Consider the following 13,351-nt stretch of genomic DNA (forward strand, 5'->3'; position numbering starts at 1 on the left):
TGAGCGCATACCCGCCGCATCGCACCCCATGACCCGGTTGTACGGTCATGGGGTGTACCGCTTCCTGTTGTCCCGCCAGTGGGTGATCCTCACGCTGGTCGCCGTGCTGCTCATCCCCACGATGATCAAGCTGGGCTTCTGGCAGATGCACCGCTACGAGGAGCGCACCGCCCGGAACGACCTGGTCGCGCACGCGCTCGAGGCGTCACCGGTGCCCGTGGAGTCGCTGACCGCGCCCGGCAAGAAGATCACCACGCGTGAGCGGTACCGCACCGTCACCGCGAAGGGCAGCTTCGACACGGACCGCGAGGTCGTCGTCCGCCGCCGCACCGACGGCGACGACAACATCGGCTACCACGTACTGACCCCGTTCGTGCTGAACGACGGCAAGGTCCTGCTGGTCAACCGGGGCTGGATCCCCTCGGACGGCCCGAGCCAGACCGCGTTCCCGAAGATCCCCGCGCCGCCCCGGGGCGAGCTGACCCTCACCGGACGGCTGATGCCCGACGAGACGACCGAGGCGAGCGGCATCAAGGACCTCGAGGGCCTCCCTGACCGGCAGATCATGCTCATCAACAGCGAGCAGCAGGCCGAGCGCCTGGACGCCCGGGTGCTCGGCGGGTACGTGGTCCTGAAGACTCCCGAGCCGAAGAACGACACCCCGAAGGCGATCGGCAAGCCCGGCAACGAGAACGCCGCGCTGAACTTCGCGTACGCGATCCAGTGGTGGCTGTTCGCCGCGGCCGTACCGGTCGGCTGGTGGTTCCTGGTCCGCCGGGAGAAGCGCGACCGGGAGACCGTCGAGGACGTGGAGCCCGCGGAGCCGGAACCCGCGACGGTGTAGCCACGCGGCGGGAGGGCGCGGGCGGACCCGATTGCTCCGGCTCCGGCCGGGAAGAGGTCAACCCGTGCACCCCCACATCGAGGACTACGCGCTCATCGGCGACCAGCAGACCGCGGCCCTGGTCTCCACGGACGGCTCCGTGGACTGGCTCTGCCTGCCCCGCTTCGACTCGGCCGCCTGCTTCACCAAGCTGCTCGGCGACGAGGAGAACGGCCACTGGCGCATCGCCCCCAAGGGTGCGGAGCGCTGCACGCGGCGTGCCTACCGGCGGGACACCCTCGTCCTGGACACCGAGTGGGAGACCGAGGACGGTGCGGTCCGCGTCACCGACCTGATGCCCCAGCGCGACCGGGCCCCCGACCTCGTCCGCATCGTGGAGGGTCTGAGCGGTGAGGTCACCGTGCACAGCGTGCTGCGGCTGCGCTTCGACCACGGCTCGATCGTGCCGTGGGTGCGCAGGGCCGACGGGCATCGGGTGGCCGTCGCCGGGCCCGACTCGGCGTGGCTGCGCAGCGAGCCCGAGGTGCGCAGCTGGGGCCAGGACTTCGGGACGCACGCCGAGTTCACGGTCGCCGCGGGTGAGAAGGTCGCGTTCGTGCTGACCTGGCACCCCTCGCACGAGCCCCGGCCGCCGCTGATCGACCCGTACATGTCGCTGGAGCACAGCGTCGAGGACTGGCGCGAGTGGGCGGCGCGCTGCCGGTACGAGGGTCCGCACCGGGACGCCGTGGTCCGCTCCCTGATCACGCTGAAGGCACTCACGTACAGGCCCACCGGGGGCATCGTGGCCGCCCCCACCACCTCGCTGCCCGAGGAGCCGGGCGGCGTGCGCAACTGGGACTACCGCTTCTGCTGGCTGCGCGACTCCACGCTCACCCTGGGCGCCCTGCTGTCGGCGGGCTACCTGGAGGAGGCGGAGGCCTGGCGCGACTGGCTGCTGCGCGCGGTCGCGGGCAACCCGGCGGACCTGCAGATCATGTACGGCGTCGCGGGCGAGCGGCGGCTGCCCGAGTCCGAGCTGCCGTGGCTGTCCGGCTTCGCCGGTTCCGCACCCGTGCGCATCGGCAACGACGCGGTGAACCAGCTCCAGCTGGACGTGTACGGCGAGGTCATGGACTCCCTGTCGCTGGCCCGGCTGGCGGGGATGCGTCCCAGGCCGCAGATGTGGGAGCTGCAGTGCGCCCTAATGGACTTCCTGGCCACGGTGTGGCGGGAGCCGGACGAGGGGCTGTGGGAGGTGCGGGGCGGGCGGCGGCAGTTCGTGCACTCGAAGGTGATGACGTGGGTGGCCCTGGACCGGGCGGTGCGCACGCTCAAGGAGCATCCCGAGCTGGGCGGCGGCGACCTCGACGGCTGGCGGGCGCTGCGCGACGAGGTGCACCGCGAGGTGTGCGAGAAGGGCTACGACCCGGTGCGCAACACCTTCACCCAGTACTACGGCTCGCGGGAGCTGGACGCCTCGCTGCTGCTCGTGCCGCGCGTGGGCTTCCTGCCGGCGGACGACCCGCGGGTGGTCGGCACGGTCGACGCGATCGGCGCGGAGCTGACCCGGGACGGCCTGGTCCGCCGCTACAGCACCGAGGGCCGCCAGGTCGACGGCCTGCCGGGCGGCGAGGGGACGTTCCTGGTGTGCTCGTTCTGGTACGCGGACGCGCTGCACGCGACCGGCCGGACGAAGGAGGCCCGGGAGCTGTTCGAGCGGCTGGTGGGCCTCGCCAACGACGTGGGACTGCTGGCCGAGGAGTACGACCCGGTCTCCGGCCACCAGCTCGGCAACTTCCCGCAGGCATTCAGTCACGTCGGCCTGGTGAACACGGCCCTCGCCCTGTTCGGGGACGAGGGGGCAGGATAGGGGCCATGGATCTTGGACTGAAGGACCGGGTGTACGTCGTCACGGGTGCCACCCGGGGACTGGGCAACGCCGCCGCGCGCGAGTTGGTCGCCGACGGGGCGAAGGTGGTCGTCACGGGGCGGGACGAGAAGAGCGTCGCCGAGGCGGCCTCGGAGCTGGGCCCGGACGCGGTCGGGGTCGCCGCGGACAACGCCGACCCGGAGGCCGCCGGGCGGCTGATCGCAACCGCGCGGGAGCGCTTCGGCCGTTTCGACGGCGTACTGATCAGCGTGGGCGGGCCGCCGCCCGGGTTCGCCGCCGACACCACGGACGAGCAGTGGCAGGCGGCGTTCGAGTCGGTGTTCCTCGGCGCGGTGCGGCTGGCCCGGACGGCGGCGGCCGAGCTGGCGGACGGCGGGGTGATCGGGTTCGTGCTGTCGGGCTCGGTGCACGAGCCGATCCCCGGTCTGACCATCTCCAACGGCCTGCGTCCCGGGCTCGCGGGCTTCGCCAAGTCCCTCGCCGACGAGCTGGGCCCGCGCGGCATCCGCGTCGTCGGTCTGCTGCCGGGCCGGGTCGACACCGACCGGGTGCGCGAGCTGGACGGGCTGTCCGCCGACCCGGAGGCGACCAGGGCGGCCGCCGAGTCCCGCATCCCGCTGCGCCGCTACGGTGCGCCGGAGGAGTTCGGCCGCGCGTCCGCGTTCCTGCTCTCCCCCGCGGCGTCGTACATCACCGGCGTGATGCTGCCGGTGGACGGCGGCGTGCGGCACGGGTTCTAGGACCGACCGGACGGGGACCCGGGCGCCCTCGCCCTCAGCTGACCCGCTCCGCCCCGTGCTTGACGCCCCGGAGCTGGACCTCCGCGGGGAGGGACGTGAGGTGGGCCGACTGGCGGGCGTGGGCCAGGGCCCGGGTGGTGAGGTCGTGCAGGGCGGTGCCGGGGTCCACGTGGGGGGCGAGCAGCAGCCGGACGCGGGCCGCCGGGGCGTCGCGGCGGCCGGTGAGCCGGACACCGGCCCGTTCGACCCCGTCCACCCGGTCCGCCTCGCCGGCGAGGACGTCCTCCAGCGCCCGGCCCCGCAGCGAGGCGCCCTCCCCGTCCCCGGTGTCGACGAGGACCTCGGTGAGCCTGCGGCGGCGTACCACCGCGACCAGCCACCACAGGGCGAGCAGCAGCAGGACGGCGAGTGCCGCGATGACGACCGGCCACCACCAGCCCGCGTCCCGCCACCGGGTCCGTTCTGCGTTGCTCAGCAGCACGTCGTGCGGCCCCTGGTGGACCCACCAGGAGGGCGCGGGCGCGTCGAACCCGACGGCCAGCACCGCACCGCCGATCCCCAGCAGCACCAGACCCGCCAGTCCCGTCAGCACCCGGTTCACGGTCCTGAGCACCGCACTCACCCCTTCCGTCCGGGACGAACCACCCGCAACGACACGCTGGGCGGCCGGGCCAGGCCCAGGCCGCGTACCGCGTCGTCGAGCACGCCGTCGAGATCGGTCCGTACGTCGTCCAGTTCCCGGAAGTGCGACAGCGCCCGTACGCGGGCCCTGCGGCGGCGCACCCGCACCCGCGCGGACTGCACCCCGGCGACCTCCATGGCCCGGTCGCGCAGCACCGTGGCGGCGGCGTCCCGGTGCAGCCCGGCGCGTACGTCCGGGTGGGTGCGGCGCATCGGCAGCACCCGGCGCAGCCCGGGGGTGAGGGCCAGCAGGAGCAGCCAGAGCCCGAGGGCAGCGGCGACTCCCGCGCCGACCAGCACCCAGGTGTCGTCGACGGGCCGTTCGGCGAGCTGCCGGGCCAGGTCGCGGCGCCAGCCGAGCGCGGACCGGCCGGCGCGCACGGCGACGACGTCGTAGAGGAAGGCCCCGGCGAGGAGCAGGAGCAGCAGCGCGACGAGGCCGGCGGGGATCCGGCGCGCGGACCAGAAGCGGCCGGCCCGTCCGCCGTCGGACGCGGCCGGCAGGTCGGGCCCGTGCTTCTCCAGGGAAGGGCCCGCGTCCGGTTCCGTGCCGCGTTCCACGACGGGCAGCCGCTGGGTGCTGCCCTCTCCGGTCCCGGCGCCCCCGGGCTCGCTCATCGCGTCCTCCCGTGCCTCGCGCCGTATTCCGCCGACAGGTGCAGCCGCTCCACCTGGACGGCGACCTCCGGCACCGCCATGCCCACCAACGCACGTACCCGCTGGACGACTTGGTGACGCACCCGGCCGCAGCGGGCGCCGATGTCGCACGGGTAGTCGAGTTCCAGGTGGACCCGCACCCTGGCGGTGTCGTGGTGGACGTCGACGGTGGCGTACGGCCGTGCGGCGTCCGGGTGGAGCGGGCCGAGGGCCTCCCGCGCCGCCCGTGCGGCGACCTTGGCGACGACCCGGTCGGCGATCCGCGTGGCACCGCGCTCGCCCGGCGCCACGCGGGCCAGGGGTTCGAGGAGCTCACCGGCCCCCTCGCTCACGCCGGTCACCGCCGCCGGTCGTCGCGGGAGCGGAAGAAGTCACCGAGGTCCATGTCCCCCTCGAGGAAGCGCCCGGCGACGAACCCGACGGCCCCCAGGGCCGCCACCAGCAGGAAGGCACCGAATCCGCCGAAGTATCCGGCGAACCCCAGTGCCATGCCGGCGATCATGCCGACGACGGCCATGCTCATGGCGCGCTCCCCTCGTTCACCGTTTCATCCACCGTTCCGTCAGCGTTCGTCCGTCGTCCGTCGTCCGTGTCACCTGATCCGGGGCTCCGGTTCCTCGTCCTCCTCGTCGGGCAGCTTCACGTCGCTGACCGCGATGTTGACCTCGACGACCTCCAGGCCGGTCATCCGCTCCACCGCCGCCACCACGTTCTCCCGCACGTCCCGGGCCACGTCCGCGATCGACACGCCGTACTCGACGACGATCTCCAGGTCGAGGGCGGTCTGCTTCTCGCCGACCTCGGCCTTCACCCCGCGCGTCACCCCGGACTTGGTCCCGCCGGGCACCCGGTCGCGCACGGCGCCGAAGGTGCGCGACATCCCGCTGCCCATCGCGTGCACACCGGCGACGTCCCGTGCCGCCATTCCGGTGATCTTCTCCACGACGCCGTCGGCGATGGTGGTCCGTCCCCGGGTGCCGGGGTCTCCGCCGCCGCGCCGCATCGTCTGGCCCTTGGCCGTCCCGGAGGTCTCGATCGTGTCCTGCCCGCTCCGGTGGCTCTCCATGTCGCTCATCGCCGTACGTCCCCTTCGGTCGTGGTCCTGTGCCCACGTTAGGCGGGGTTGCGGTGCCTCGCGCCATGGATGCGGCAGGCTGGACGAATGACGACGGCGGACAGGTGGACGCGGGCGGTGCGGGAGCAGTTGGGTCTCGGCAGGCTGCTGCCGCTGGGCGGCCCGGAGGACGGCGCGTGGATCGCCGAGCGTGCGGCACGGGAGGTGCTGCTGGCGGCGGCCCGGGACGTGGCGGGGGTGCGTCCGGGTGACCTGCGGATCGGACCCGCCGACCCGGACGGCGTCCGCGAGCCCGCCGTGCCGCCTCCGCCGGGCGCGCTGCCGCCCGGTCCGCTGCGGGTGACGGCCGGCTTCGCGGCGGTCGTGGAGCCGACGGCCGCGGCCGCGGAACCCCTGCCGTCGACGGCCGCGCGACTGCGTGCCGTGCTGACGCAGGTGGCGACCGGGCGGCTGGGCCTCGTGGTGGCGGACGTGGACCTGCGGGTGACCGGCCTGCTCGACGAGATGGCGGCCCCGGAGCCGGACACCCGTTCCGAGTCGGACACCGGTTCCATTTCGGGCCCCGCCTCCGGGCCGGACGCCGCTGCCGAGCCGGGCCGCGCCCGCGTGCCCGACACCGGTGCCGACACCGCAGGCGACGGCGACGGCGACGAGGGGCGGGTCACCCGGGTCGCGCCGGCGGTGCCGGGCGTGGCCCGGCTGACGGGCGTACTGGGCCGTCCGGTGCACCTGACCGAGCCGCCCCCGCCGGAAGGGGCCCTGGCGCGCCGCCATGTCCGGGTGGAGCTTGCGGTGCGCGCGGACCACCGGGCCGTGGAGGTGGCCCGGCGGGTGCGCGAGGTCGTGTCCGAGGCCCTGCCGGACCGTCCGTCGGTGGCCGTGGTGGTGACGGACGTCGACTGAGCAGCCGCGGTCCCGGCCCGCCCGCTGCCTGCTCCCCCTACTCCCCGAGCCCCGCCAGGTCGCGCAGCCGGCGTCCCTGCGCGGCCCGTTCGGCGGTGCGCTGGGCCTCGTAGTCCCGCGTCCGGGCGCCCTGGAGCAGCGCCTTGGTCTCGACGACCGCGTCGCGCGGTGCGGCCAGGATCGCCGAGACCAGGTCGTGCACGGCGGGGTCGAGCTGGTCCGCGGGCACGGCGAGGTTGGCCAGGCCGGTGCTCACGGCCTCCTCGGCCGCGACGAAGCGCCCCGTCGCGCAGATCTCCAGCGCTCGGGCGTACCCGACCAGGGACACCAGGGGGTGCGTGCCCGTCAGGTCCGGCACCAGCCCCAGGCTGGTCTCGCGCATGGCGAACTGCACGTCGTCCGCGACGACCCGCAGGTCACAGGCGAGGGCCAGCTGGAAGCCCGCCCCGATGGCGTGCCCCTGCACGGCGGCGACCGACACGAGGTCGCTGCGCCGCCACCAGGTGAACGCCTCCTGGTACTCGGCGATGGTCGCGTCCAGCTCGGCGTCGCCGCCCCGCGCGAGGTCGATGAACGACGGTTCGCCGTCGAAGCCCTCCGGGGTGAACGCCTGCCGGTCGAGCCCGGCCGAGAAGGACTTGCCCTCGGCCCGCAGCACCACGGCGCGGACGGAGCCGGGCAGCAGCCGACCGGCCTCGGCGAGCGCCCGCCACAGAGCGGGGCTCTGCGCGTTGCGCTTGGCGGGGTTGGTCAGCGTCACCGTGGCGACGGCGTCGTCGACGGTGAGCCGCACGCCGTCCTGGTCGAGTGCGGGACCGGGGTCGTGGACGGGCGAAGCCATGGGGCGCCTCCGAAAGATGCGGTCGTCGTCCCCGCCGCGCGCCGGGCGGTGCCGTGCGACGGCAGGACTAAGTGACTGCACAGTAACCACCCGGACGGTCGGACGACCGACCGGGTGGCCACCGTCACTTTCGGAGCCGAGGGGCCGCCCGGGGCGTCAGGCCGACGTGGCCTTCTTGCCCCGAGTAGCCCCGCCACGCCCTCGGAGCGTGACGCCCGACTCGCTGAGCATGCGGTGCACAAAGCCATACGAGCGGCCGGTTTCCTCGGCCAACGCCCGGATGCTCGCACCGGCGTCGTACTTCTTCTTCAGGTCTGCCGCGAGCTTGTCGCGCGCGGCGCCGGTAACCCGGCTGCCCTTCTTCAGAGTCTCGGCCACCCGTGCCTCCTCATGGGAAGTGCGCTCTGGTACTCCTCATGATCACCCCTCCCGGCCCTCATGGCCACCCATTCGGCAAGGTCGATGAGACAAGGTTGTGACGACAGGAGCGGTTCCCCACATACGGAATCCGTGATTCCAAAGAATTGGACGCCTTCGACCGAACGGGTTTCTCCACGTCGTTCCAGGTCAGAAAGGCACCGCGGCCGGACCCCCGGCACATGGGGGTCCGGCCGTGAAATCGATGTAGGACACACCTCTTGATGAGGAGATCTCACACAGATGGTGGATCACGGATCGGCCGAATGATCCATAACCAGTGGATCATCCATTCGATCAAGCGAGGGCGACGAGGTCCGCGTAGTCGGCGCCCCACAGGTCCTCGACGCCGTCCGGCAGCAGGATGATCCGCTCCGGCTGGAGCGCCTCGACGGCGCCCTCGTCGTGGGTGACGAGGACGACGGCGCCCTTGTAGGTGCGCAGCGCGCCCAGGATCTCCTCGCGGCTGGCCGGGTCGAGGTTGTTGGTGGGCTCGTCCAGGAGCAGCACGTTCGCCGAGGACACCACGAGGGTGGCCAGCGCCAGCCGGGTCTTCTCGCCGCCGGAGAGGACACCGGCGGGCTTGTCGACGTCGTCGCCGGAGAACAGGAACGAGCCCAGGGTCTTGCGGACCTCGACCAGGTCCAGGTCGGGGTTGGCCGAGCGCATGTTCTCCAGGACGGAGCGCTCGGGGTCGAGGGTCTCGTGCTCCTGCGCGTAGTAGCCGAGCTTGAGGCCGTGGCCCTCGATCACCTGGCCGGTGTCGGGCTTCTCCACGCCGCCGAGCAGGCGCAGCAGCGTGGTCTTGCCGGCGCCGTTGAGGCCGAGGATGACGACCCGGGAGCCCTTGTCGATGGCCAGGTCGACGTCGGTGAAGATCTCCAGGGAGCCGTACGACTTGGACAGGCCCTCGGCGGTGAGCGGGGTCTTGCCGCAGGGTGAGGGCTCGGGGAAGCGGAGCTTGGCGACCTTGTCGGACTGGCGGACCGCCTCGAGGCCGGAGAGCAGCTTGTCGGCGCGGCGGGCCATGTTCTGCGCGGCGACCGTCTTGGTGGCCTTGGCGCGCATCTTGTCGGCCTGCGAGTGCAGGGCGGCGGCCTTCTTCTCGGCGTTGGCGCGCTCGCGCTTGCGGCGCTTCTCGTCGGCCTCGCGCTGCTGCTGGTAGAGCTTCCAGCCCATGTTGTAGACGTCGATCTGGGAGCGGTTGGCGTCCAGGTAGAACACCTTGTTGACGACCGTCTCGACCAGGTCGACGTCGTGGGAGATCACGATGAAGCCCCCGCGGTAGGTCTTCAGGTAGTCGCGCAGCCAGATGATCGAGTCCGCGTCGAGGTGGTTGGTCGGCTCGTCGAGCAGCAGGGTGTCCGCGTCCGAGAACAGGATGCGGGCCAGCTCGATGCGGCGCCGCTGACCGCCGGAAAGGGTGTGCAGCGGCTGGCCGAGCACCCGGTCGGGCAGGTTCAGCGCGGCGGCGATGGTGGCCGCCTCGGCCTCGGCCGCGTACCCGCCCTTGGTGAGGAACTCGGTCTCCTGGCGCTCGTACTGCCTGAGCGCCTTGTCGCGGGTGGCGCCCTGGCCGGTGGCGATGCGCTGTTCGTTCTCGCGCATCTTGCGGATCAGGACGTCGAGGCCGCGGGCGGACAGAATGCGGTCGCGGGCGAGCACGTCGAGGTCGCCGGTGCGCGGGTCCTGCGGGAGGTAGCCGACCTCGCCGGAGCGGGTGACGGCACCGGCGGCGGGCTGGCCCTCGCCGGCCAGGACCTTGGTGAGGGTGGTCTTGCCGGCGCCGTTGCGGCCGACCAGACCGATGCGGTCGCCCTTGGCGACGCGGAAGGTGGCGCTCTCGATGAGGACGCGGGCACCGGCGCGCAGCTCGATGCCGGAGGCGGAGATCACGGTCAGACTCCTGGGCGGGTGGATTGGCGGGGTGGGCGGCTGTGGAGGTTCCCGCCGCTCTAGTGCACGAGGAGAATGGCCATGGGGCCAGTCTAACGGGGGCGTGCAACCACTTTTCCCCGCGAGCGTTGTCAGCGGCCGGTGCAAGACTGGGCGAACGGGCCCAAAGCACCATGGGCCACCGGCTCACGAGGAAGTGATCGGCATGGCAGACGACGCGGGCGGGCGCCCGAGCATCTACCCGACGCTCCAGTACGCGGACGCCAAGGCGGCGGTCCGGCAGCTCACCGATGCCTTCGGCTTCACCGAACTCGCGGTGTACGAGGACGGGGACGGCTCGGTCGCCCACGCCGAGCTGGTCCAGGGCAACGGCGCGGTCATGCTCGGTTCGAAGGGCAAGGGCGGCCGGTTCGACGAGGCGATGGGGAGCGGCGGCACCACGGGGGTGTACGTGGTGGTGGCGGACGTCGACGCCCACCACCGGCGGGCCGTGGAGCACGGCGCGGAGATCCTGATGCCCCCGACCGACCAGGACTACGGCTCGCGGGACTACATGGCCCGTGACCTGGAGGGCAACGTCTGGAGCTTCGGGACGTACGCGCCGGAGGTACGCGGGTAGCCTCCGGCGCTCCGCCCGTCGGGCCCGGCCCGGTCAGCTGCCCCCGGTGTGGACCTGGAAGGCCGCCCGGCGCACGGCCTTGGCCAGGGCGGGGTCCGGGTGCGCGGCGGCGAGCGCCACCAGCACCTGCACGGTGCGGGGGTGGCCGACCGCGCGGACCTCGTCGAGCAGGGCCGGGACGGTGGCCTGCACCGCCGACTCCAGGTGCCGCACCAGCAGCGGGGCCTCCCCGTGGTCGGCGACGGCGGCCGCGGTGTCGACCCACAGCCAGGTGGCCTCCGGGCGGGTGAGGACCTCGTGGGCGTCCTCGGGGTCGATGCCGTCGTGCTCGGCCAGCCACAGCAGGGCGTACGGCCTGAGCGTCGGCTCGTCGAGGACGCCGCGGACGTCGGGCTCGGCGGGGGCCCCGACGACGCGCAGCGCCTCGAAGGCGAGGCCGCGCAGCAGGGCGTCCTCGCCGCGGGCGGCGCCGAGCAGTTCGGTGACGGCGCTGCCGACGGGGCGGGCGGCGAGCCAGGCGCGGTACTCGGCGCGGGCGGCGTTGGGGCGCAGCTGTGCGCAGCCGCGGAGCATGTCCTCCGCCGACTGCTCGATGTTGCCGGCGGGGCTCTGCGCGGCGACGCAGATCTGCTCCAGCTTGACCCAGACCGCCCAGCTGCCGAGCGGGGTGAGCGTGGCGTGTCCGTCGCCGCAGGTGAGGGCGCCGACGGAGGCGAGGGCGTGCAGGGCCCAGTCGAGCAGGGGGGCGAGCGGGGTGTCGGTGGCCGGGACCGGGTCCGGCTCGGCGCCCGGGGTGCCGGGTTCGAGCCGGGGGCCGTAGGGCACTTCGCAGCGCTCGGTGCGCAGTTCGGTGACGCGCTGCTCCAGCAGGTCCAGGAGCTGCGCCACGGGGACGGGCCCGGCGGACAGCTGGAGGAAGGAGAGCACCTGGGGCATCGCGGAGACGACCTCGGCGACGGCGGCGGGCTCCTGCCCGGCGGGCTCGGGGTGGGCGAGCGACCAGGCGTCGAAGAGGGCGACCCAGCCGCGCAGCACGGCGCTGTCGTCGCGGTTCCAGGCGCGCAGCCGCCAGCCGGGGCGGGCGGTGCCGCCGTGCACCTCGACCAGTCCGGCGAGGCGGGCGGTGTCCCAGTCGGCGCGGACCTTGGCCACGGCCAGGCCCAGTTCGCGGGCCGCGTGGTCGGCGGTGGCGTCGGACAGGGTTGCCTTGCCGTCGGCGGTCGCGCTGCCGCGTCCGGGGCCGAGTGCGGAGTCGGCCCAGCGGGCGACGCGGGCCGCGTCGGCAAGGCCGGAGCGCGCCATTCGGGCCAGTTCGGACCGGGCCGGTGTGCCTTCCGGGGGGCGCGGTGCGGGGCGGCGTGGACGCCGCTGATTCATCGCTTGGGGGGCGGCGGCCAGGGGTCGCGGGCGGACGAGTCGGAGCCTGGAGTCGCGCGGGATACGGGACGTCACGGGTGCAGTCTTCCGGTTGACGGTCCGAAAACCCAAACGGAATGCCCCGACGGCCTCCCGGGACGGTGGACGCCGGGGTCGGGCGCCCTGTCCGGGCATCGGATCGGGCCAGTGGTACGGCGCGAAACGGAACCGGTTCACCGGGGGCAGGGACGGGGGCGGGGGCGGGGGTGCCGCGACGTCGGACGGAGGGGGTCGCGGGACGGGGTCACACCAGCGGGGTCATGAAGCGGCGCAGGGTCTCCTCGTAGTCCGCGGGGTCGGCGTTCCACATGGCGCCGTGCGGGGCGTCCCGGACGGTGTGCAGGGCGACCAGGCGCGGGTGGGTGTCGGCGAGGCGGCGGCTCAGGCGCCAGGGGGCCACCTCGTCGCCGGGGCCGTGGAAGATCAGGGTGGGCACGGCCGGGCGGTGCAGACCGGCCGTGCCGGGGTCCCGGTCGGCGTGCAGCCCGGCACGGCCCTGCGCGGCCCGGACGGCGAGCGGCAGGAGCGGGCCGGGGGTGCGGCGGGCGGCGGCCAGGGCGCGCAGGGTGATCTCCCAGCTGAGCACCGGCGAGTCCAGGACGAGACCCGCGATGCGCTCGCGCACGCCGGAGAGCGCGGCGGTGCGCAGGGCCATGGTGGCGCCGGTGGACCAGCCGAGCAGGACGACCTGGCGGGCACCGTGGTCGAGGGCGTAGCGGACGGCCGCGTCCACGTCGCGCCACTCGGTCTCGCCGAAGTGGTGCAGGCCGTCGGGCGAGGGGGGTGCGCCGACGTCGCCGCGGTAGGCGAGGGCGAGCACCGGCACGTTGCGGCGGTGCAGGGGGGTGATCAGGTTCAGGGCGTGTTCGCGGGTGGCGGCCAGGCCGTGCACGGCGATGATCCAGGTCGGGCGGGCGCCGGGCAGGAACCAGGCCGGGAGCGGACCGAGTTCCCCCGGGACCTCGACGTCGGCGTGCTCCAGGTCGAGGGCCGTGCCCGGGTTCCCGACGTACAGGTTCGGGGTGAACCAGGCCCGGTCGCCGGTCGCGAGGGTGCCGTGCGTGACGCGTTCGAGGCGGCGTACGACGGTGTCGGCGCCGTGCTCGGCGGTGTCGAGGACCGGGCCGACGACCGCGTGCGAGCCGTCACCGGCGAGTCCGTACCGGCCGGGGCGCAGTGCGGCCAGGTCCCGGGTGAGGGTGATCTGTCCGGCGGCGGTGCCGTGCACGGTGAGCCGGGGCTCGGTGGGCAGGGGCCGGCCGGGGGGCGCCTTGAGCGCGGCGTCGCTGGCGAGCCGGCCGGCGGCGACGCCGGCGATTCCGGTCGCCAGAGCTGCGGTGACGGCGGCTGCCGTTGCGGTGACAGTGCGCATGGGGCCAGTCTCCTGGT

Annotated in this window: 15 protein-coding genes; 5 read left to right on the forward strand and 10 right to left on the reverse strand. The window is 73.9% G+C overall.

The window, feature by feature from the left end; genetic code table 11:
• Positions 1–52: 52 nt before the first annotated feature.
• From IE258_RS34770 to IE258_RS34780, 3 genes are all read left to right on the forward strand, one after another.
• Entirely contained in the window at positions 53–844 is a 792-nt protein-coding gene (locus tag IE258_RS34770) for an SURF1 family cytochrome oxidase biogenesis protein (RefSeq protein WP_189749809.1), read from the forward strand.
• 64 nt (positions 845–908) lie between these two features.
• Positions 909–2,696, forward strand: a complete 1,788-nt coding sequence (locus tag IE258_RS34775) for a glycoside hydrolase family 15 protein (protein ID WP_189749811.1) — start codon at positions 909–911, stop codon at positions 2,694–2,696.
• Positions 2,697–2,701: 5 nt separating this feature from the next.
• Complete coding sequence (locus tag IE258_RS34780) at positions 2,702–3,457, forward strand: SDR family oxidoreductase (protein ID WP_189749812.1); 756 nt, start codon at positions 2,702–2,704, stop codon at positions 3,455–3,457.
• A 34-nt stretch (positions 3,458–3,491) separates the two neighbouring features.
• On the opposite strand, the gene amaP is transcribed toward IE258_RS34780, so the two are convergent.
• The 5 genes from amaP to IE258_RS34805 all read right to left on the reverse strand — a co-directional run bounded on the left by amaP (position 3,492) and on the right by IE258_RS34805 (position 5,870).
• A complete protein-coding gene (gene amaP / locus IE258_RS34785) occupies positions 3,492–4,079 on the reverse strand; it encodes an alkaline shock response membrane anchor protein AmaP (RefSeq protein ID WP_189749814.1) in 588 nt (195 codons plus the stop codon).
• On the reverse strand, positions 4,076–4,756 hold the full coding sequence (locus tag IE258_RS34790) for a DUF6286 domain-containing protein (protein ID WP_189749815.1): 681 nt from the start codon (positions 4,754–4,756) through the stop codon (positions 4,076–4,078). The genes amaP and IE258_RS34790 overlap by 4 nt, the downstream gene beginning before the upstream one ends.
• Positions 4,753–5,136 carry a hypothetical protein gene (locus tag IE258_RS34795; RefSeq protein ID WP_159326465.1) on the reverse strand — a complete coding sequence of 128 codons (384 nt, stop codon included), beginning with the start codon at positions 5,134–5,136 and terminating at the stop codon, positions 4,753–4,755. Before IE258_RS34795 ends, IE258_RS34790 begins: the two co-directional genes overlap by 4 nt.
• Positions 5,133–5,318, reverse strand: a complete 186-nt coding sequence (locus tag IE258_RS34800) for a hypothetical protein (protein ID WP_127896794.1) — start codon at positions 5,316–5,318, stop codon at positions 5,133–5,135. The genes IE258_RS34795 and IE258_RS34800 overlap by 4 nt, the downstream gene beginning before the upstream one ends.
• A 69-nt stretch (positions 5,319–5,387) precedes the next feature.
• Positions 5,388–5,870 carry an Asp23/Gls24 family envelope stress response protein gene (locus IE258_RS34805; protein ID WP_159326466.1) on the reverse strand — a complete coding sequence of 161 codons (483 nt, stop codon included), beginning with the start codon at positions 5,868–5,870 and terminating at the stop codon, positions 5,388–5,390.
• A gap of 87 nt (positions 5,871–5,957) precedes the next feature.
• Between IE258_RS34805 and IE258_RS34810 the strand changes: the two genes are divergently transcribed.
• Complete coding sequence (locus IE258_RS34810) at positions 5,958–6,773, forward strand: nucleopolyhedrovirus P10 family protein (protein WP_189749817.1); 816 nt, start codon at positions 5,958–5,960, stop codon at positions 6,771–6,773.
• Between the two features lie 37 nt (positions 6,774–6,810).
• Here IE258_RS34810 and IE258_RS34815 read toward each other — a convergent pair whose 3' ends face one another.
• The 3 genes from IE258_RS34815 to IE258_RS34825 all read right to left on the reverse strand — a co-directional run bounded on the left by IE258_RS34815 (position 6,811) and on the right by IE258_RS34825 (position 9,927).
• A complete protein-coding gene (locus tag IE258_RS34815) occupies positions 6,811–7,614 on the reverse strand; it encodes an enoyl-CoA hydratase/isomerase family protein (RefSeq protein ID WP_159326468.1) in 804 nt (267 codons plus the stop codon).
• Between the two features lie 156 nt (positions 7,615–7,770).
• Positions 7,771–7,992, reverse strand: a complete 222-nt coding sequence (locus IE258_RS34820) for a helix-turn-helix domain-containing protein (RefSeq protein ID WP_003976983.1) — start codon at positions 7,990–7,992, stop codon at positions 7,771–7,773.
• A gap of 336 nt (positions 7,993–8,328) precedes the next feature.
• Positions 8,329–9,927: an ABC-F family ATP-binding cassette domain-containing protein gene (locus IE258_RS34825; RefSeq protein ID WP_159326469.1), complete on the reverse strand. Its 1,599-nt coding sequence runs from the start codon at positions 9,925–9,927 to the stop codon at positions 8,329–8,331.
• A gap of 205 nt (positions 9,928–10,132) precedes the next feature.
• Between IE258_RS34825 and IE258_RS34830 the strand changes: the two genes are divergently transcribed.
• Positions 10,133–10,546, forward strand: coding sequence for a VOC family protein (locus IE258_RS34830; RefSeq protein ID WP_189749818.1), 414 nt, complete (start codon positions 10,133–10,135; stop codon positions 10,544–10,546).
• A 33-nt stretch (positions 10,547–10,579) separates the two neighbouring features.
• Here the strand turns inward: IE258_RS34830 and IE258_RS34835 are convergent, their stop codons facing one another.
• Positions 10,580–11,998 (reverse strand): hypothetical protein, encoded by a 1,419-nt coding sequence (locus IE258_RS34835; RefSeq protein WP_189749820.1) that lies wholly within the window; start codon positions 11,996–11,998, stop codon positions 10,580–10,582.
• Positions 11,999–12,206: 208 nt separating this feature from the next.
• Entirely contained in the window at positions 12,207–13,334 is a 1,128-nt protein-coding gene (locus IE258_RS34840) for an alpha/beta hydrolase (protein ID WP_189749822.1), read from the reverse strand.
• Between the last annotated feature and the right edge of the window lie 17 nt (positions 13,335–13,351).

Source organism: Streptomyces tendae (genome assembly GCF_014650435.1).
Lineage (GTDB): Bacteria > Actinomycetota > Actinomycetes > Streptomycetales > Streptomycetaceae > Streptomyces > Streptomyces tendae.